Genomic DNA, 17,452 nt, shown 5'->3' with positions numbered 1-17,452 from the left:
TGCGGGCGTTGAAAGGCTCAGTTGCAGGCCTGCCACGCGACGCGGCGGATATCCGAGCGGGCGATGCCCAGATCGGCGAGATTGCGATCGGTGCACAATCTCAGTTCATGCAGGTTCTGACGATACTGGCGCCATTTTTGGATGTGGTTGCGAAGGCTCATTTGGTATTCCCCTTGTTTTGATCAACCTCCCGGGGAAATAGTGCGGCGCGTTGGGCCGCATGAAAATTGCTAATGTTGCATGGCAGCAATGAGCATGCTGCATGGCAGCATAACCGGCAATGCGAACCCTTTTGAATTTTCAGCGGGCGGCGTTATAGACAATGCAGTTCATGTGTGAGGGGAGGATGCCTTTGTCTCAGCCGGTCGGATCTGTGCGTGATAAACTGGAGCAAAGTCTTGCAGCCATCGCTGCCGGAGGCGGGCATGCTTTCGTCGCGCTCTATGCGGCGACGGCTCGTGCGGAAGCGGATGCTTCGGACCAGCGCCTGCGCGAGGGGGCCAGTCTTGGCGGCCTGGATGGCAGGATCGTTTCGATCAAGGATCTGTTCGATGTGGCGGGCGAACCGACGCTCGCCGGCTCCCGCATGCGCCAAAATGCGCCGTCCGCTGCCAGGGATGCGGTGATCGTCGAACGTTTGCGCCGTGCCGGCGCCGTTATTGCCGGCAAAACAATCATGACCGAATTCGCCTTTACCGCCGTTGGTCTCAATCCGCACTATCCGGTCGCCGGAAATGCCCGCGACAGCAGCCGCATTGCCGGAGGATCGTCAACCGGCGCCGGCATTTCTATCGCCGATGGCACGAGCGAGATTTCCATAGGATCGGACACGGGCGGGTCCATCCGCATTCCCGCGGCGCTGAATGGTGTCGCCGGTTTCAAGCCCACCGCAAAGCGCATTCCCCTGCAGGGTGCTTTTCCACTGTCGCCAAGTCTTGACTCCATTGGCCCGCTGGCGGGCTCCATCGCCGACTGTGCCTTGGCGGATGCTGTCATGGCCGGCGAGGCAGCGGATCGTACTGAACCCATCTCCTTGCGCGGTCTGCGCATCGGCCTGCCGCAGGGGGCGGTTCTCTCTGCACTGGAACCCTCTATCGCCGGGGCATTCGAGCAAAGCCTGCTCCTATGCAAAAAAGCCGGAGCGATCCTGGTGGAATGCACACTCGATGATCTGATCGGTGACATGGCTGAAGCGACCTCTGTCGGCTCCATTGCCGGGATTGAAGGCAGCCGGGTTCATGCGGACTGGCTGGACAAGAGTGGGCTGGATGTGGACCAGCGCGTGCAAAAGCCATTGTTGCGCCGTCTGGGCGTTTCGGAAGCCGCCTATATCGACGTGATGCAAAAGCGGCAGGCGCTGGTGCGGAAAATGGACCAGTATATCGCGGCCTATGATGTCCTGGCTCTGCCGACGGTGCCGATGACAGCGCCGCCGATTGCCGATGTGAGCGGGAACGAGGAATTCTACAAACGGACCGAAGGCCTGCTTTTGCGCAATCCGCAGATTGCCAATCAGTTTGATTTGACCGCGATCAGTATTCCAATGCCCGGTCTTGCATTGCCGGGAGGGCTGATGTTGTTTGCCCGGCATGGCGCCGACCGCCGCTTGTTGTCGATAGCCATGTCCGTTGAACGATTGTTGACGTGAGCCCAACCCGAGGATTTTGCGCAGAAGGCGGAAATAGCGCTCGCAATTTTCAGTAATCCCGTCAGGATACGCATCGATTGATCCGAGATAATGACAGGCCTTGATGCTTTACCGCGCAATCGGGCTGCTAACCATCAGTGAAAGTCTCTCCCGTGATACGCCATTGTGTTTTTATTCGTTTTCGCGACGATGTCGCCGCCGCCGCCCGCCAGGATATATACAGCGATCTTGCTGCGCTTTGCGGAAAACTGCCTGGCGTCCTGTCCTTTCATGCGGGTGCCAATGTCAGCCCGGAAACCGGTATGGACAAAGGGTTTGGCGAAGGGTTCATCATCGATTTCGCCGATGCGCAAGCGCGTGACACCTACCTTGACGACGCCGGGCACAGGGCTATCGGCGGGCGCATTGTTGCGGCCGCTGCCGCCGGTGTTCAGGGTGTTTTTGTCTTTGATCTGGATATGTGATGCACATGCAGGATAAGGAATTTTTCAAGACGTTGTTTGAAGCGGCTGTCGCAGCCGCCGATCCGCAGCGCACCATTGCCGCGCATCTGCCGGAAAGGCCGAAGGGCCGGACCATTGTGATCGGTGCGGGCAAGGGGTCGGCACAGATGGCGAGCGCCTTTGAAAAGGCCTGGGATGGCCCGCTGGAAGGCTTGGTGGTCACCCGGTACGGCTTCGGCGTTCCCTGCGAGCGCATCGAGATTATCGAAGCGTCGCATCCGGTGCCGGATGCGGCAGGTCTTGTTGCCTCAAAGCGCCTGCTCGAAACCGTTTCGGGCCTGACCGGTGATGATCTGGTGGTCGCGCTGATCTCCGGTGGCGGGTCGGCCTTGCTGCCGTCGCCGCCGGAAGGCATGACGCTCGATGACGAGATCGCGGTCAACAGGGCGCTGCTCGCGTCCGGAGCGCCGATTTCCGCAATGAATGCCGTGCGCAAACATCTCTCCACGATCAAGGGCGGAAGGCTGGCCGCTGCCGCCTATCCCGCCCGCGTCTTTTCATTGATCGTGTCCGATATACCCGGCGACAATCCTGCCTTTGTCGCGTCCGGCCCCACAGTTGCCGACGCCATAACCCGCGAGGATGCCCTGCGGATCGTCGAACGCTACAATCTTGCCCTGCCGGCGGCAGCCCTGAAACATCTGCAGTCGGCTGCGGCCGACGCGCCCAAGCCGTCGGATGCGGTGTTTGCGGCGCATGAGCACCGGGTCATTGCCTCCGCGGCCGTATCGCTGGACGCATCGGCCGCTGCCGCCCGCTCGCTTGGCGTGGAGGCTGTCGTCCTGTCCGATGCCATTGAAGGCGAGGCGCGGGAGGTGGCGCATGTGCATGCGGCTCTGGCCAAGCAGGTCCTGGCCAAAAACCAGCCATTTGCCAAACCGGTCGTCCTGCTTTCCGGCGGTGAAACCACGGTGACCGTGCGGGGAAAAGGCAAGGGCGGACGCAACAGCGAGTTCCTGTTGTCCCTGGCGCTCGATATCGACGGATATGACGGCATCAGCGCCTTTGCGGCGGACACGGACGGAATCGACGGCTCGGAGGACAATGCCGGCGCCTTTGCCGACAGCGGCAGCATCGCCCGGCTTTTGGCGAAGGGGCTCGATGCATCGGCCTATCTCAACGGCAATGATGCCTGGTCGGCGTTCCATGCCATCGGCGATCTCTTCGTGCCGGGACCGACCGGCACCAATGTCAATGACCTCAGGGCAATCCTTATTCGCTAGAAATCTCTTCGCGGTTTTCAAGGATGGGGGCCGAGCTTTATTTGATGCGCAATCGGCATGATTGGGTGGTCAAGCGGGCGCGATTGTCTTAAGTGTCGCTTGGGCGGCTCTTTCATGCAAACAAAGGAATATCGAATGCGCATTGCATTACCCTTGGCTGTCTTGTCCCTCATGGCTCTGGCGGCCTGCAGCACAAGCACGAGTACCGGAACGACCACCGGCACGAGCACCAGTCCAAAAGCGGCCGCTGCTGCCCTGTCGCCGGCAAAGGACACGCATTTTGTTCCACCACCCAAGTCTCTGACCCAGAAGGCCGTTCCCTCAAAAGTTCCCGAGACACCGGGTGCCCAGAACGCGGTGCAGTAGAGCCTGGATACAGCGTCAAAGACTTGAATATCTTTCATAGCACCGGCCGAAGAGATCAAACTCTGGCCGGTGTTTTCGTTTGACGCGTCGCACAAGGGGGAGTTGGGAGAGCCCTGAAACAACAAAACCCACCGCGGGAGGAGGTGCGGTGGGTTTCGTTGGTTTTGGAAGGCCTTCTGGGAGGAGAAGAGGCCAACCGTTTCGACAGGGCCGGGAGGAGGTGACGCTGTCGAAAATTCCTGATCCAACAATAACTCCATTGGTGTGATTTAATACAGATAATATTGCATAGCAGCAATGCGCCTGGTGCAATGCAGCAAAGAAGCGTTCAATTATCAACTGGCCATCACGTCGAGTTGAGCGCCAGAACGGAACTTTCGGGCATCCTGATTCGTTAATGCTTCGTAAAGGGGCCGATGATGAAAGCATCGGATCTCCGTAATCGAGGCCGAGAAGATGCGTAAAATATCTGCGTCAGTCCTTATGGCAGCCGTGATAGCGTCGGCATTATCGATCCAGCCGGCGGGAGCCTTCAGCTTGAAGGCGCAAGCCGCTGCGCCATCCGAGACCAATGAGATCTACAACAAGAAGTTTGAGCGGGCCGCATTGCTGGAAGCCAAGGCCTATATCTGCGGAACCGACAGTGCAGCGAGTTTTGCCGCGATGAAAGCCGGAATGGCCGAAACCGGATTGCCGGAAGATATTGCCGTCGAAGTGGTTTCAGACCTTGCTTCCGGCCTGATCGACAAGGCGGTGAAATCGGGATCAAAAGAAATATGCGGAAAACCGCAGCTGCAAATTTCCCGCCTCTGACTGGCAAACCTGAGGTTTTGAAAAAATACATGAGTGCATTCATGGTGTTGAATGTAAGTAATTCAAATTTAATATAAATTTAAATCAAGATAAGAAAATGATGGCAAAAGTTGTGATCAATAGTGGGCTTTTCAAGTTGCGCGTTTTGCGAATAATGTCATGTGAAAACTTTCGATATAATCTGCAAGAACAATTAACTACTGAGAAAAATATCCATCAATTGCACTGCGGAGTTTGTTGATCGTGCGGTCTGCGACATGGATTTTTATCTACAATAGTGTGAATGTTTCAGTGAAAAGAAAAAATGGCATTGCCGCTGGTGGGACTTGGAGAGAGATGCATGGACAAAAGAGTTCAGACGCTGAAAGTATTGAAAACAGAACTCTCGAAACTGTGTGCCATTGCCGACAGTGAAGGCTTTGAGATGATCGCCTATTTCATTGAAACCGCCATCCGCGAGTCCGATGAACAATTGTCCCAGGAAACACGTGCTCTCGTTGGTATGGAATTGCGTGCCGAGGCTGCCGGCCTGCGCGTTCTGAAGAACTGAAGGCGGGTCCAATCCAAGGCTTGGGGATTCATTTCTTCCATTGAACATGGCTTCAAATTTTGTGAATCATGAATCGATTGCCGCGCATTGTGCGCGGTGATTGCTCGCCTATATGAAGGCAATGACCCCACTTTCCGTCCTTGACCTTTCGCCGGTTCCCGTTGGCAGCACGCCAGGGCAATCCCTCCGCAATTCGCTGGATCTGGCCCAGCATGCCGAACGCCTCGGCTACAACCGGTTGTGGCTGGCTGAACATCACAACATGCGCGGCATTGCGAGCGCCGCGACAGCCGTCGTCATCGCCCATGTGGCGGCGGGCACGTCGACCATCCGCCTCGGCGCTGGCGGCATCATGCTGCCAAACCATGCGCCGCTGATGGTGGCCGAGGCGTTCGGCACGCTCGCGGCGCTGCATCCCGGCCGTATTGATCTGGGCGTTGGCCGCGCGCCGGGTACGGACCAGATAACGGCCCATGCCCTGCGCCGTAATCTTGAGCAGGATATCAACGGTTTCCCGCAGGATGTGGTGGAACTGATGGGCTATTTCCGCGAACCGGAACCGGGCCAGAAGGTCCAGGCCGTGCCGGGCGCGGGCCTCGATGTTCCGGTCTGGATCTTGGGTTCGAGCCTGTTTGGCGCGCAGCTGGCGGCCGCCCTCGGGCTGCCCTACGCCTTCGCCTCGCATTTTGCCCCGGCCGAAATGGAGCGGGCGGTGGAGATTTATCGCGCGCGGTTCCAAGCGTCCGAACATCTGGAAAAGCCCTATGTCATGCTGGGGCTGAACGTCTTTGCCGCGGCAACGGATGATGAAGCCAATCTGTTGAAAAGCTCGCAGCAGCAGGCATTCGTCAATCTGCGCACCGGTATGCCGGGGCCGTTGCCTGCGCCTGTCGAAGGCTACGAGGAAACGCTCGACCTTCACGCGCGCGCCATTTTGCGCCAGTCGCTGTCCTGCACGGTCGCCGGCTCCCCGTCGACCGTCAAGGCCGGTGTCGAAGAGTTCATCCAGCGCACCGGCGCCGATGAAATCATGGCGACAGGTCATATATTCGATCACAAGGCGCGGATCCGGTCCTATGAAATTCTGGCCGAGGTCATGATCGCAGGACAGCAGGCCGAGCCTGCACGGGCCAGCGGCTAAGGCCGCAGACCCCCTGCGGTCTCGATGAACGCGATGACCTCGTCAAGCCCGTTGCGCCGCAGCATATCGGTGAAAACATAGGGCTTGGCCCCGCGCTGCAGCTTCGTGTCGGCGTCCATGATATCGAGATCGGCGCCGACATAGGGCGCCAGATCCTTTTTGTTGATGATCAGGAGGTCGGAGCGGGTGATGCCGGGGCCGCCCTTGCGCGGTATTTTCTCACCCTGGCAGACTGAAATGACGTAGATCGTCAGATCGGCGAGATCGGGCGAGAATGTTGCGGCGAGATTGTCGCCGCCGGATTCGATGAAGACGATATCGAGGTCCGGATGGCGCCTGTTCATCTCGGCAATCGCCTGCAGATTGATGGTGGCATCCTCGCGAATGGCCGTGTGCGGACAACCGCCGGTTTCCACGCCCATGATCCGGTCCTCGGGCAGGGCCTGCAGACGGCTGAGGATCAGCGCATCTTCCTTGGTATAGATGTCATTGGTCACGACGGCGACGGAGTAGCGGTCGCGCATCGCCTTGCACAGCATTTCGGTGACCGTGGTCTTGCCGGAGCCGACGGGGCCGCCAATCCCGACGCGAAGCGGTCCATTCTGTGAGATCATGACCGGAAAACCCTCGAATATTGTGTTTCATGCTGCATCGCCATGATGTCCGACAGGATCGCTGCCGATCCCAAATCATCCAGGCTTGAGGCGGCGGCGCGTTGCGCAACCGCCAGGATCGGCTGTTCCAGTGCCGCCATCAGCGCGACCCCATGGCTTTGGCCAAGGGGAACGAGACGTACGGCACCCTGAATGAGGTTGGAAATGACCGCATGCACAAAGGCCGCCAGCCCCGGCTGCAGCTCCACGCCATTACAGGCAGCGGCAATGGCAACCGCAACGGGGTAGGGCATCTCTTCGGTTGCGCCCGGTTGATCTCCGCTCCAGTGCGCGATGGCCTGCAGGAAAGCGCTGCCTTGCAGCATGGTTTCCATGTGCCGTTCCCTCGATCCGGCCATGGCTTCGCCAAGGGCAGCAATGGGCTGGCAATCCCCGCCCGCCTGCGCCTCATGCCAGCTGGCGGCAAACAGGACGGCGTCATTCCAGATCGAGCCATGCTGCAAAAGATCGGTCAGCCAGAAATGCAGCGTATCCTTGTCGCGGATCAGTCCGTCGTGGATCGCCCGTTCAATGCCATGGCTGTAGGAAAAGGCCCCGACGGGAAAGGCCGGGGACAGCCAGGTCATGAGCCGCAGCAGCGCGGTGTTCGCGGTGAACTCAGTCATGGGAATGATGGTGATGCCCGTGATCATGATGCTGATGTCCATGATCGTGGTGATCGTGGCCATGACCGCTGTGATAGGCACCGCGCAGCGGATGGAATGGTGCAACGATCTCGGTGACCCGCGCTCCCAGACCTTCGAGCATGGCCTTGATGACGTGGTCGCGCAAGATAACGATACGGTCTTCTTCCAGTTGGGCCGGCAGATGGCGGTTGCCCAGATGCCAGGCCAGTTCGGTAAGATGTTGCCGGTCGCGCGGCATTACCGCGTAGAGGGTTTCCTCGGCGGCGATAATCTCCGCCATCCTTCCATCTTCGAGGACAAGCACGTCGCCGTGGGTGAAGGCGATGGGATCGGGCAGGTCGATCAGGATCTGCTCACCCCGTTGCAGTGTCAGGACCTTGCGGCGCAGATGCCTCTCGTCATGCGCCAGGACGATATGGTCGAAGGGCGTGCCTGTGTAGTGACCGGCATGCGCATGGCCTGTGACGCGTTTCATGATGCATTCTCCTCAGAACAGGAAGTAGCGCTGCGCCATGGGCAGCACCGTCGCCGGTTCGCATGTCAGAAGTTCGCCGTCGGCGCGCACTTCATAGGTTTCAGGGTCAACTTCCACGTGCGGCGTGGCGTCATTGTGGATCATCGATGCCTTTGAAATACCGCCGCGGGTGTTCTCGACACCGATCAGGTGCTTGTCCGTGCCAAGCGACTGGCGCAGGCCAGCCTCAATCGATGCCTTGCTGACAAAGACAACAGAGGAATTGGAGACATTCTTGCCGAAGGTGCCGAACATGGGGCGGTAATGTACGGGCTGCGGTGTTGGAATGGATGCGTTGGGGTCGCCCATCGGTGCGGCGGCGATGGAGCCGCCCAGCAGCACCATGTCGGGTTTGACACCGAAGAAGGCCGGGTTCCACAGGACGAGGTCGGCGCGTTTGCCCGTTTCGATCGAGCCGATATGCCGGGACACGCCCTGCGCAATCGCCGGATTGATCGTATATTTGGCAATATAACGTTTCACGCGGAAATTATCGTTGTCACCGGTTTCCTGCGGCAGGCTGCCGCGCTGGCGCTTCATCTTGTCGGCGGTCTGCCAGGTACGGATCAGAACTTCGCCGACGCGGCCCATGGCCTGGCTGTCCGACGAGATGATCGAGAAGGCACCGATATCGTGCAGGATATCTTCCGCAGCAATGGTTTCCTTGCGGATACGGCTTTCGGCGAATGCCACGTCTTCGGGAATCGACGATGACAGGTGATGGCAGACCATCAGCATGTCGAGATGTTCGGCAATGGTGTTCTTCGTGTAGGGCCGGGTCGGATTCGTCGACGAGGGAATGACATTGGGCAGGCCGCATATCTTGATGATATCGGGCGCATGCCCGCCGCCCGCACCTTCCGTATGAAAGGCATGGATCGTGCGCCCCTTGAAGGCTGCAACCGTATCCTCGACAAACCCGCTCTCGTTGAGCGTGTCCGTATGGATCATCACCTGAATGTCGAACCGGTCGGCAACGGTGAGGCAATTGTCGATGGCGGCTGGCGTGGTGCCCCAATCCTCATGCAGTTTCAGCGAGCAGGCACCGCCGAGGATCATCTCCTCCAGCGCTTTCGGCTGCGAAGCATTGCCCTTGCCCGATAGTCCGAGGTTCATCGGAATGGAGTCAAAGGCCTGGATCATCCGCGCCAGATGCCATGGGCCGGGCGTGCAGGTGGTCGCCAGCGTGCCATGCGCCGGGCCGGTGCCGCCGCCGAACATGGTGGTGACGCCGGACATCAGCGCCTCATCGATCTGCTGCGGGCAGATGAAGTGGATATGCGCATCCATGCCGCCGGCCGTCAGTATCTTGCCTTCCCCGGCGATGATTTCCGTGCCCGGCCCGATAATGATGGTCACGCCCGGCTGTGTGTCGGGATTGCCGGCCTTGCCGATGGCGGCAATCAACCCGTCCTTGAGCCCGACATCCGCCTTGTAGATGCCCGTATGGTCGACGATCAGCGCATTGGTGATGACCGTATCGACGGCGCCGTCAGCCCGGGCAACCTGGCTCTGTCCCATGCCGTCGCGGATGACCTTGCCGCCGCCGAACTTCACCTCTTCGCCATAGATGGTGAAATCCTTTTCCACTTCGATGAACAGTTCCGTGTCGGCAAGCCGCACCCTGTCGCCGGTTGTCGGACCGAACATGCGGGCATAGGCGGAGCGGGAGATTCTAGCGGGCATGATGGTTCTCTCCTGGGCTGTAGGTCTGGCACGGTACGCGCGCGGCTGCGGGAGATGCGGGCCACATTTTGGCCACGATATCGCCCCGGAATGACCCGATAACTGACCGCTTGAGATCGAATTCCGCATGTGAACTGCGCCCGTCATCAAACGATGATCGTTCGCCAATCACGTGAAAGGAAAGACGATGCGAAAAATGATGATCCTGGCCATGTGTGCCGCCTTCCCGCTCGCCACATCCGCCGCCTACGCGCAGACTGCGGCACCAGCCGCGCAGCAACCGGCCAGCAAGGCCCCGGCGCAGTCCGGAACGGTGCCGATCACGACGATCAATATTGTCGATATCAATGAACTGCCGGAGGGGACGAAAACCCAGGTCAACGATGCCGTGGCCAAGCGCTCGGACAAGGACATGCAGCAGCTGCGCACCTCGATTGATGCCTCGCCGCAGGTCTCCGCCGCCTTGAAGGAAAAGGGCCTGACCTCGGCGGCGGTGGTTGTCGCAAGCCTCGATTCCAAGGGCCTTTTGACCCTTGTCACCAAAAAGCCGGGCTGACCGCGCGGCAGAACATTGGGGAAGCTGGTTGGTCAAAGCTTTCCCATGATCTTTTGCTGAAACCCGTAGACCGTCCGGCTTCCGCCCAGCGGCACAAGTGTCACGTCGCGCTCTTGGCCCGGCTCAAACCGCACCGCGGTTCCCGCGGCGATGTCCAGCCGCATGCCGCGCGCCTGAGCACGGTCGAATATCAGCGCATTGTTGGTTTCGAAGAAATGATAATGCGAACCGACCTGTACCGGCCGGTCGCCCGTGTTCGCCACTTTCAGCGTCACGGTGGCCGCGCCTGCGTTCAGTTCGATCTCGCCTGCGCAAGGAATGATTTCACCCGGGATCATGGCATCTCCTAACGGATCGGTTCGTGAACGGTGACGAGCTTGGTGCCGTCGGGGAACGTGGCTTCCACCTGGATGTCATGGATCATCTCCGGGATGCCTTCCATCACCTGAGCGCGGGTGATGACATGGGCTCCGGCTTCCATGAGTTCGGCGACCGAGCGGCCGTCACGCGCGCCTTCCACGACAAAATCCGTAATGAGTGCAATGGCTTCCGGATGATTGAGCTTGACGCCGCGTTCGAGGCGGCGGCGGGCGACCATTGCCGCCATGGCGATCAGGAGCTTGTCTTTTTCACGGAGTGTCAGGTTCATTTTGTCCTCTTGGCCAGCCCTGTTTGTTCCGCGTGCCGCGATCCCGGTCTAGATTGACCAGACTTTAGGCACGCCTGCCTTTTGATTCAGCAGGTCGATCAGCGGTATCAGCCGTTTCCGCAGGGAATAGGCATCCTCATCCACCAGCCTCGCAAGAAGCTTGCCAGACCAGGCAGACGCCCCGCCTTTTTCACCGATTATTTTTCGCGCCGGCTCCAGATGCCGCTCCGCATCATGGTCGAGCAGCAGGATGGTGGCCATTGTCCGCATGCCGCCGAGCAGGGCAGGCCGGGCAAGCATGGCAGCCGTGTCGGGACCAATCGCAAAGTCTTCGGCGTGAACCAGCCTGTCCTGCCGGTAGATGCGCCAGCGGTCACGGAACGTGCAGGTCTGGACGTCCTCGCCCATGGCCTTGCGGCCGAACACCACCGGCTCGACGATCAGGGCGCGGCCCGTTCCGGCCAGCCGTGCCGTCAGCGTTCGTTTCAGGGCGGAGCGCTCAAACAGGATCGTCTCCTGCGGCAGCCAGGCGAGACTGGCATTCTCGCCAACCGAAAGCACGGTCTCCACCTCGGCGACAGAAGAGGAGGCTTTGTAGATGCGCTCGCAGGCCTGCGTGGTAATCTGCGCGTGGCAGTCATTGCCCGCATCGAACTGCCAGCGCATGACGTCGCCGCCGGTGAGGCCGCCGGATGTATTGATCATCACGGCTTCCAGCACCGCATCGTCCCGGTCTGGCAGCCGGATTTTCGCACAGCCTTCCTGATAGAGCGTCGCAATGCGCGTGCGCCCGTTGACGGGTTTCACCGCCAGCCGGGCATGCCCATAGGCACGCTGCGGCCTCGCTGCCGGTATCAGGTCAAGGGACGGGTGAACGTTCATTCCGCAAGGCTAGCGCAGCCTGCCGGGGCGGGAAAGCTCAAACTTTCCCAAGTTCGATGGCGCGCTGGTGCGCCGCATGCACGGCCTCGGTCAGGAGGTTCTTCAGCCGGTCCCCGCCCATCAGCACCTTCAGAGCCGCAGCGGTGGTACCGTTGGGGCTGGTCACCTGTTCGCGCAGCGTCGTCGGGGTATCGGCACTGGCTGCGGCCAGCGCACCGGCGCCATAGACGGTCTGCATGGCGAGAAGGCCTGCGATATCCCGCGTCAGCCCGGCGGCGATCCCGGCCTCGGTCAGGCCTTCGATGAAATGGAAGACATAGGCAGGCCCGGAACCCGATACGGCCGTCACGGCGTCGATCAGGCTTTCATCGTCGACGGAGGCCACGGCGCCGCTGGTTTTCAGCAGCCTATCGACAAAGGCGGCATCACCATCACCCACATGGGGGTTGCGAAACGTGACGATCATGCCCTTGCCGATGGCCGCTGGAGTATTGGGGATGGTGCGTATGATCGCGGTCTTATCGCCGAGATGCTTCTCGAAAAAGTTCACGGTAATACCAGCGGCCACGCTGACAAATGTCGCGTGTTCGGCAAAGCGCCTGTAGGCGGGCAGGACGTCGCCCATCACCTGCGGCTTGACCGCAACAAGGATCACACGCGGCTGAAGACCGGCGGCAAGCTGCGCGGCGCCCGCGACGGCATTGACCCCGAGTGTTGCAGCCCGCTCCCGCAGGGCATCGGTCGGTTCGACAACATGGACCTGTCCCGGCTGCAATATGCCGGCATCCAGCCAGCCCTTGAGCATGGCGAAACCCATATTGCCGCAACCAACCAGAACCACGCTGTCAACCATCTGTCTTCTCCCAAATCATATGGCCGCATTTTGATCCGGTCCAAAGCGCCGGGTCAACTGGTCAACCACACGGCCGGGCGCCGATCGTCGAAATAATGGGAAAGACCGCTGTACCGCCGGGCACTCCGGATAAATTCCCATGTGTTTCACCAATGATTAACGATTTATTTCCCATAGAACTTTAGGTTGGGTTAACCGTAAGCCATGCTTCGGGGGTAAGGTATTGAACGGTTCTTATGGAGTGCGGACAGGAATGGGTGATCGGGACAACGGGATAGACAAGCGGCCACGACGCTCGCTGCTCTCGTTTGCCAGCCAGCCGGAAGCGGCGGGTGATGCGCCCGCACGCGCTGCGCCTGCAGCACCTCCGCAAGCACCGCGCCGCGAAGACGATCTGGAGCACTATCAGCGGATGCGGGCGCTGCGCCTGGCGGCCAGCAGCGAAATCACGCCGCTGCCTCAGGCGGAACACGGCGATGCCCTGACGGATGAAGAGGCCGAGCAGATCGCCATCGATCGCATGCGCGCCGACATGGCGGCCATCAAGGCAGAACTCAACCGCCGGATCGACGACAACCCGTCCGCTGCGCCGCTTTCACCGCCGGTTGCGGCCGAGACACCCGTTGCCCCGGCGGCAAGCCCTGTCGAGCCTGTTGCTGACAATCATGGCGCGATGAAACGTTTCATCGAGCCGGTTGGCATCCGCGATCATGTCGTCAGTTCCAAAAAGCTGATCATCGCGACGACCCTGATCGGCACGTTGCTCGGTGCCGGCTATGCGATGACACTGCCGAAGCTCTACCAGTCAACGGCCGAACTGCTGGTCGATCCGAGCAACATCACGTTGAGCGGGACAGCGCCTACGGCCGGTCAGCTGCCAGCCGAGGCATCCCTGGCCATTGCCGAGAGCCAGTTGCGTGCCATCCGTTCCAACCGCCTGCTTTCCCAGGTGATCGACCGGACGGGTCTTGCCAAAGATCCCGAGTTCAATGGCAATCTGAAGGACAAGGGCTGGCTCGCAGCCATGGGTGAGCTTTTCTCGACCGATAGCACGCCGGACACGGCATCGCGCGAAGCGCTGCTGGTGCGCAATCTCTCGGACAATCTCACCGTGGAGCGGAGCGCGCAGAATTTTGTCTTCGATATCACCGTCAAATCCAGCGATCCGCAGAAATCCGCGCGCCTGGCCAACACTCTGTCCGACGTCTTCATCGAGGAGCAGCGCAATCCGTCACCTGACGCTGGAACAACGGGTCCGCTTGCCGGCCGGCTGAACGAGCTGCGCAGTGCTGCGGAGGAGGCCGAGAACGCAGCGCAGAAATTCCGGATCGACAACAATCTCGCCGGTGCGCCGGGCGCACCGGCTGATGATGTTGGAAGGGCGGGCGACGCGCTCGCTGCGGCGCGGGATCAGACGATAAAGCTCAACGCGCAGGCCACCGCCATCCAAGGCGCATCGGTGGACAGTGTTCTCGGCAATGCGGTGCCGGACGCATTGCAGTCCGACGCGATTGCCGCGCTGCGTGCACAATATGTTGCTCTCAAGCAACAGGCGGATACGCTGGCGATCAAGCTTGGGCCGCGGCATCCGCAGCTGATTCAGGCGCGGTCGGAAGTCGACGGCATCCGCAAGGAAGTGCGCAGCGAATTGAGCCGCATGGCCGCCTCGGTGCAGACGGAGCTGAAGCGTTCGGTGCAGCGCGAACAGGACCTGGCAAATCAGCTTGCACAGATCAAATCGCGCACGGCCGGAACAGGCGGGGATATGACCCGGCTGCGGACGTTGGAGCAGGATGCCGCAACAAAGCGCGCGGCCTATGACGCCTATGCGCAGCGCGGCCAGGCAAGCGCGCAAAGCGCCGATATGAGCGCCACCAGCATCCGGGTCATTTCGCCGGCGCAACCATCCTCGGAGCCTACAGGGCCGTCACGCAGTGTTCCGGTAATGGGTGGCCTGCTGGCTGGCCTGCTTGCCGGACTGGCTGTCGCAATGCTGCGCGGTATGACCAGCGCTGCCCGCAACAGGCATGAGCGCGCACCAGCCGGTGCCGGAAACGACGGCCCGTTTGATCCGCCGTCGGGCGGAAAACGGACCGAACAGGTTGCTGCCAGCCCGCTCACGGCAACCGCAGAATCACGCCTGGGCGCGGCGATAAAACAGGCCCAGACGCGCAGTTCCACTTCCGATGCGGCTGTAATGGCCGATGACGATGCGGCGTGGGCCGAGGATCAGGTCGCGGTTGCGCAGTTTCTCTATGACTATGCCGACATGCATCACGCCCCGCGCCATCATGACAATTCCAATATCGAGGACATGCTCGCGGATATTGCCGAGATCCGCGATGTGCTCCGGCAGCGTGCCGGCGAAGACTGAAGCCGGGCTTCAGTGCAGGCGCGGTGTCGGTCCCATGCCTTTATCGTCGATGACATAGCCGCGATAGAACCGGTCGAGCGTAAACGGCGCCGACAGCGGATGCGGCTCGTCCTTGGCGATGGTCCAGGCGAAGCATTTGCCGGAGATCGGCGTTGCCTTGAAGCCGCCGTAACACCAGCCGGTGTTCAGATACATGCCCGGCAGCGGTCCGGTGGTGATGATGGGGGAGCCATCCATCGACATGTCCATGATCCCGCCCCAGGAGCGCAGCAGCTTGACGCGGGCCAGCGCTGGCATGAGGGCGACGAACTCGCTCATCACATCTTCCACCACCGGCAGGTTGCCGCGCTGCGCATAGGAATTGTAGCCGTCGATATCGCCGCCGAAAACCAGCCCGCCCTTGTCCGACTGACTGAAATAGAGATGGCCGCCGCCAAAGGTCGCGACCGTATCAACCACGGGCTTGAGCGCTTCCGAAACGAAGGCCTGCAGGACATGCGATTCCAGCGGCAGCCGGTCGACACCGGCCCGGCGCATCAACTCGCTGGTATGTCCGGCCACGGCGCAAGCGGTCTTTTTCGCGTTGATCGGACCGCGGGTGGTCATGACGCCCGTCACCTTGTCGCCGTCCTTGATGAAGCCCGTGACTTCGCAATTCTCGATGATATCGACGCCGAGCTGGTCGGCCGCGCGGGCATAGGCCCAGACCACGGCATCGTGGCGTGCCGTGCCAGCGCTGCGCTGCATCAGGCCGCCAATGATCGGAAACCGTGCCGATGCGCTGGTGTCGAGGCCGGGAATGAGTTTCTCCAGCTGTTTCGGATTGAGCAGTTCGCAATCGATGCCGTTGAGCCGCATCTGGTTGCCGCGCCTGACATAGACATCGAGTTGCGGGAGATTGTGCGCGAGATTGACCACGCCGCGCTGCGAGAACATCACATTGTAATTGAGGTCGTGCGACATGGTCTCCCAGAGCTTCATCGATGCCTCGTAGAAGTGCTGGTTTTCCGTCAGGAGATAGTTGGAGCGCACCGCCGTCGTGTTGCGGCCGATATTGCCGGAACCGAGCCACCCTTTTTCCACCACGGCGATGTTGCGGATGCCGTGTTCCTTGGCGAGATAATAGGCGGTCGCCAGCCCGTGTCCGCCACCGATGATCACGACATCATAGGCCGGTTTCGGATCGGGCTTGCGCCACGCGGGCTTCCAGTCCTTGTTGCCGTTGAGGGCGTTCTTGAGAAGGGAGAAAGCGGAATAGCGCATCGACGAATCCAGTTTGCGGGCGGAACAGTGTGATCATGCGTGGTTTTGGCGTATTCGCAAGCCCCAGAACCATCCTTGGGTCACATCATCGCATTGCCCTTATGGACCGCTTTCGTTATTGCGTCAGTGAACGCCGTTCTGGCGGTATTGTATTGCCTCAGAATCCTCAGAATGACGTCCATTCCCGAAGCGCGATGCCCAGGAGCAGCACATGGCAGTGACGATTGATGGCAAGCAGATTGCCGAAGACGTGGTTTCAAAGGTCAAGGCGTCCGCCGCCGAGCTGATTGAGGTCACTGGCATCACGCCGGGCATTGCCGTGGTGATCGTTGGCGAGGACCCGGCCAGCCAGGTCTATGTCGCCTCGAAGGGACGCAAGGCTAGGGAATGCGGCTTCCATTCCGTGCAGCACACCCTGCCGGAACAGACGAGCGAAGATGAACTGGTCAAGCTGGTTGAAACGCTCAATGCCGATCCGGCCATCCACGGTATTCTCGTGCAGCTGCCCTTGCCCAAGCACATCGATTCCGGCCGCATCATCCAGACCATTTCACCCGACAAGGATGTCGATGGCTTCCACTTCATCAATGTCGGCAAGCTGGGGACCGGCGAGCTTGAAACCGCATTCGTTCCCTGCACGCCCGAGGGCTCGATGCTGCTGATCGACCGCATTCTCGGCCGCGATCTCTCGGGCCTCAATGCGGTGGTTGTCGGCCGCTCGAACATCGTCGGCAAACCGATGTTCAATCTGCTGCTCGCACACAATGCCACGGTCACGATTGCCCACAGCAAGACGAAGGACCTTCCGGGCCTTTGCCGCAATGCCGATATTCTCGTTGCTGCCGTCGGCCGCCCGCAGATGATCAAGGCCGATTGGGTGAAGCCCGGCGCGACCGTCATCGATGTCGGCATCAACCGCATCCCGGCTCCCGAGCGGGGTGAAGGCAAGACGCGTCTTGTCGGCGATGTCGATTTTGCCGACGTGGCAGGTGTCGCCGGTGCGCTGACGCCGGTTCCCGGTGGTGTAGGGCCGATGACGATTGCCATGCTGATGGCCAACACGCTGGTTGCCGCCCACCGCAGCGCCGGAAAAACACCGCCCCGCTTCTAATTCATTGGTTTGCAACCGGA

Annotated in this window: 20 protein-coding genes; 10 read left to right on the top strand and 10 right to left on the bottom strand. The window is 60.4% G+C overall.

Features of this window, described 5'->3' with window-relative positions:
* Positions 1 to 17: 17 nt before the first annotated feature.
* Complete coding sequence (locus ACTJJ7_RS22185; RefSeq protein WP_105736416.1) at positions 18 to 161, bottom strand: DUF1127 domain-containing protein; 144 nt, start codon at positions 159 to 161, stop codon at positions 18 to 20.
* A 185-nt stretch (positions 162 to 346) separates the two neighbouring features.
* Between ACTJJ7_RS22185 and ACTJJ7_RS22180 the strand changes: the two genes are divergently transcribed.
* The 7 genes from ACTJJ7_RS22180 to ACTJJ7_RS22150 all read left to right on the top strand — a co-directional run bounded on the left by ACTJJ7_RS22180 (position 347) and on the right by ACTJJ7_RS22150 (position 6,244).
* On the top strand, positions 347 to 1,648 hold the full coding sequence (locus ACTJJ7_RS22180; RefSeq protein ID WP_440968843.1) for an amidase: 1,302 nt from the start codon (positions 347 to 349) through the stop codon (positions 1,646 to 1,648).
* Between the two features lie 152 nt (positions 1,649 to 1,800).
* On the top strand, positions 1,801 to 2,112 hold the full coding sequence (locus tag ACTJJ7_RS22175) for a Dabb family protein (protein WP_440968842.1): 312 nt from the start codon (positions 1,801 to 1,803) through the stop codon (positions 2,110 to 2,112).
* On the top strand, positions 2,112 to 3,374 hold the full coding sequence (locus ACTJJ7_RS22170; protein ID WP_440968841.1) for a glycerate kinase type-2 family protein: 1,263 nt from the start codon (positions 2,112 to 2,114) through the stop codon (positions 3,372 to 3,374). Before ACTJJ7_RS22175 ends, ACTJJ7_RS22170 begins: the two co-directional genes overlap by 1 nt.
* A 135-nt stretch (positions 3,375 to 3,509) precedes the next feature.
* Positions 3,510 to 3,740, top strand: coding sequence for a hypothetical protein (locus ACTJJ7_RS22165; protein WP_130502067.1), 231 nt, complete (start codon positions 3,510 to 3,512; stop codon positions 3,738 to 3,740).
* Between the two features lie 537 nt (positions 3,741 to 4,277).
* Positions 4,278 to 4,553, top strand: a complete 276-nt coding sequence (locus tag ACTJJ7_RS22160; protein ID WP_440968840.1) for a hypothetical protein — start codon at positions 4,278 to 4,280, stop codon at positions 4,551 to 4,553.
* A gap of 304 nt (positions 4,554 to 4,857) precedes the next feature.
* Complete coding sequence (locus ACTJJ7_RS22155) at positions 4,858 to 5,103, top strand: hypothetical protein (RefSeq protein ID WP_440968839.1); 246 nt, start codon at positions 4,858 to 4,860, stop codon at positions 5,101 to 5,103.
* 121 nt (positions 5,104 to 5,224) lie between these two features.
* The gene (locus ACTJJ7_RS22150; protein ID WP_440968838.1) at positions 5,225 to 6,244 is read left to right on the top strand and encodes an LLM class flavin-dependent oxidoreductase; all 1,020 of its coding nucleotides are present in this window, start codon (positions 5,225 to 5,227) and stop codon (positions 6,242 to 6,244) included.
* Here the strand turns inward: ACTJJ7_RS22150 and ureG are convergent.
* From ureG to ureC, 4 genes are read right to left on the bottom strand one after another with little or no spacing between them, the layout of a single operon-like run.
* On the bottom strand, positions 6,241 to 6,858 hold the full coding sequence (gene ureG, locus ACTJJ7_RS22145; protein WP_440968837.1) for an urease accessory protein UreG: 618 nt from the start codon (positions 6,856 to 6,858) through the stop codon (positions 6,241 to 6,243). The genes ACTJJ7_RS22150 and ureG overlap by 4 nt on opposite strands.
* Positions 6,855 to 7,523 carry an urease accessory protein UreF gene (locus tag ACTJJ7_RS22140; protein ID WP_440968869.1) on the bottom strand — a complete coding sequence of 223 codons (669 nt, stop codon included), beginning with the start codon at positions 7,521 to 7,523 and terminating at the stop codon, positions 6,855 to 6,857. Before ACTJJ7_RS22140 ends, ureG begins: the two co-directional genes overlap by 4 nt.
* The gene (gene ureE, locus ACTJJ7_RS22135) at positions 7,516 to 8,019 is read right to left on the bottom strand and encodes an urease accessory protein UreE (protein ID WP_440968836.1); all 504 of its coding nucleotides are present in this window, start codon (positions 8,017 to 8,019) and stop codon (positions 7,516 to 7,518) included. The genes ACTJJ7_RS22140 and ureE overlap by 8 nt, the downstream gene beginning before the upstream one ends.
* Positions 8,020 to 8,031: 12 nt before the next feature.
* A complete protein-coding gene (gene ureC / locus ACTJJ7_RS22130; RefSeq protein ID WP_440968835.1) occupies positions 8,032 to 9,744 on the bottom strand; it encodes an urease subunit alpha in 1,713 nt (570 codons plus the stop codon).
* Positions 9,745 to 9,931: 187 nt separating this feature from the next.
* On the opposite strand from ureC, the gene ACTJJ7_RS22125 reads away from it, so the two are divergent.
* A complete protein-coding gene (locus ACTJJ7_RS22125) occupies positions 9,932 to 10,300 on the top strand; it encodes a hypothetical protein (protein WP_105736397.1) in 369 nt (122 codons plus the stop codon).
* A 32-nt stretch (positions 10,301 to 10,332) separates the two neighbouring features.
* On the opposite strand, the gene ACTJJ7_RS22120 is transcribed toward ACTJJ7_RS22125, so the two are convergent.
* The 4 genes from ACTJJ7_RS22120 to proC are packed head-to-tail and all read right to left on the bottom strand — an operon-like array spanning position 10,333 to position 12,684.
* On the bottom strand, positions 10,333 to 10,638 hold the full coding sequence (locus ACTJJ7_RS22120) for an urease subunit beta (protein ID WP_105736395.1): 306 nt from the start codon (positions 10,636 to 10,638) through the stop codon (positions 10,333 to 10,335).
* A gap of 8 nt (positions 10,639 to 10,646) precedes the next feature.
* Complete coding sequence (locus ACTJJ7_RS22115) at positions 10,647 to 10,949, bottom strand: urease subunit gamma (protein ID WP_105736392.1); 303 nt, start codon at positions 10,947 to 10,949, stop codon at positions 10,647 to 10,649.
* A gap of 48 nt (positions 10,950 to 10,997) precedes the next feature.
* Positions 10,998 to 11,831, bottom strand: a complete 834-nt coding sequence (locus ACTJJ7_RS22110) for an urease accessory protein UreD (protein ID WP_440968834.1) — start codon at positions 11,829 to 11,831, stop codon at positions 10,998 to 11,000.
* 37 nt (positions 11,832 to 11,868) lie between these two features.
* Positions 11,869 to 12,684, bottom strand: coding sequence for a pyrroline-5-carboxylate reductase (proC, locus tag ACTJJ7_RS22105; RefSeq protein WP_440968833.1), 816 nt, complete (start codon positions 12,682 to 12,684; stop codon positions 11,869 to 11,871).
* Between the two features lie 253 nt (positions 12,685 to 12,937).
* Here proC and ACTJJ7_RS22100 point away from each other — a divergent pair, with 253 nt between their 5' ends.
* Positions 12,938 to 15,058 carry a GumC family protein gene (locus tag ACTJJ7_RS22100; protein ID WP_440968832.1) on the top strand — a complete coding sequence of 707 codons (2,121 nt, stop codon included), beginning with the start codon at positions 12,938 to 12,940 and terminating at the stop codon, positions 15,056 to 15,058.
* A gap of 9 nt (positions 15,059 to 15,067) precedes the next feature.
* Here ACTJJ7_RS22100 and ACTJJ7_RS22095 read toward each other — a convergent pair whose 3' ends face one another.
* Positions 15,068 to 16,321 (bottom strand): sarcosine oxidase subunit beta family protein, encoded by a 1,254-nt coding sequence (locus tag ACTJJ7_RS22095; RefSeq protein ID WP_105736383.1) that lies wholly within the window; start codon positions 16,319 to 16,321, stop codon positions 15,068 to 15,070.
* A gap of 211 nt (positions 16,322 to 16,532) precedes the next feature.
* On the opposite strand from ACTJJ7_RS22095, the gene folD reads away from it, so the two are divergent.
* Positions 16,533 to 17,432 (top strand): bifunctional methylenetetrahydrofolate dehydrogenase/methenyltetrahydrofolate cyclohydrolase FolD, encoded by a 900-nt coding sequence (gene folD, locus ACTJJ7_RS22090; protein WP_440968831.1) that lies wholly within the window; start codon positions 16,533 to 16,535, stop codon positions 17,430 to 17,432.
* Positions 17,433 to 17,452 lie beyond the last annotated feature (20 nt).

The organism is Phyllobacterium sp. 22229 (genome assembly GCF_052056495.1).
Lineage (GTDB): Bacteria > Pseudomonadota > Alphaproteobacteria > Rhizobiales > Rhizobiaceae > Phyllobacterium > Phyllobacterium myrsinacearum.
This window is presented reverse-complemented; position numbering and strand designations above follow the sequence as displayed.

Bases quoted from the DNA above. Each gene is read 5' to 3' on its own strand.
- ACTJJ7_RS22185 (WP_105736416.1), bottom strand. From the start codon at position 161: ATGAGCCTTCGCAACCACATCCAAAAATGGCGCCAGTATCGTCAGAAC.
- ACTJJ7_RS22180 (WP_440968843.1), top strand. From the start codon at position 347: ATGCCTTTGTCTCAGCCGGTCGGATCTGTGCGTGATAAACTGGAGCAA.
- ACTJJ7_RS22170 (WP_440968841.1), top strand. From the start codon at position 2,112: ATGCACATGCAGGATAAGGAATTTTTCAAGACGTTGTTTGAAGCGGCT.
- ACTJJ7_RS22165 (WP_130502067.1), top strand. From the start codon at position 3,510: ATGCGCATTGCATTACCCTTGGCTGTCTTGTCCCTCATGGCTCTGGCG.
- ACTJJ7_RS22155 (WP_440968839.1), top strand. From the start codon at position 4,858: ATGGCATTGCCGCTGGTGGGACTTGGAGAGAGATGCATGGACAAAAGA.
- ACTJJ7_RS22150 (WP_440968838.1), top strand. From the start codon at position 5,225: ATGACCCCACTTTCCGTCCTTGACCTTTCGCCGGTTCCCGTTGGCAGC.
- ureG (WP_440968837.1), bottom strand. From the start codon at position 6,858: ATGATCTCACAGAATGGACCGCTTCGCGTCGGGATTGGCGGCCCCGTC.
- ACTJJ7_RS22140 (WP_440968869.1), bottom strand. From the start codon at position 7,523: ATGACTGAGTTCACCGCGAACACCGCGCTGCTGCGGCTCATGACCTGG.
- ureE (WP_440968836.1), bottom strand. From the start codon at position 8,019: ATGAAACGCGTCACAGGCCATGCGCATGCCGGTCACTACACAGGCACG.
- ureC (WP_440968835.1), bottom strand. From the start codon at position 9,744: ATGCCCGCTAGAATCTCCCGCTCCGCCTATGCCCGCATGTTCGGTCCG.
- ACTJJ7_RS22125 (WP_105736397.1), top strand. From the start codon at position 9,932: ATGCGAAAAATGATGATCCTGGCCATGTGTGCCGCCTTCCCGCTCGCC.
- ACTJJ7_RS22120 (WP_105736395.1), bottom strand. From the start codon at position 10,638: ATGATCCCGGGTGAAATCATTCCTTGCGCAGGCGAGATCGAACTGAAC.
- ACTJJ7_RS22115 (WP_105736392.1), bottom strand. From the start codon at position 10,949: ATGAACCTGACACTCCGTGAAAAAGACAAGCTCCTGATCGCCATGGCG.
- ACTJJ7_RS22110 (WP_440968834.1), bottom strand. From the start codon at position 11,831: ATGAACGTTCACCCGTCCCTTGACCTGATACCGGCAGCGAGGCCGCAG.
- proC (WP_440968833.1), bottom strand. From the start codon at position 12,684: ATGGTTGACAGCGTGGTTCTGGTTGGTTGCGGCAATATGGGTTTCGCC.
- ACTJJ7_RS22100 (WP_440968832.1), top strand. From the start codon at position 12,938: ATGGGTGATCGGGACAACGGGATAGACAAGCGGCCACGACGCTCGCTG.
- ACTJJ7_RS22095 (WP_105736383.1), bottom strand. From the start codon at position 16,321: ATGCGCTATTCCGCTTTCTCCCTTCTCAAGAACGCCCTCAACGGCAAC.
- folD (WP_440968831.1), top strand. From the start codon at position 16,533: ATGGCAGTGACGATTGATGGCAAGCAGATTGCCGAAGACGTGGTTTCA.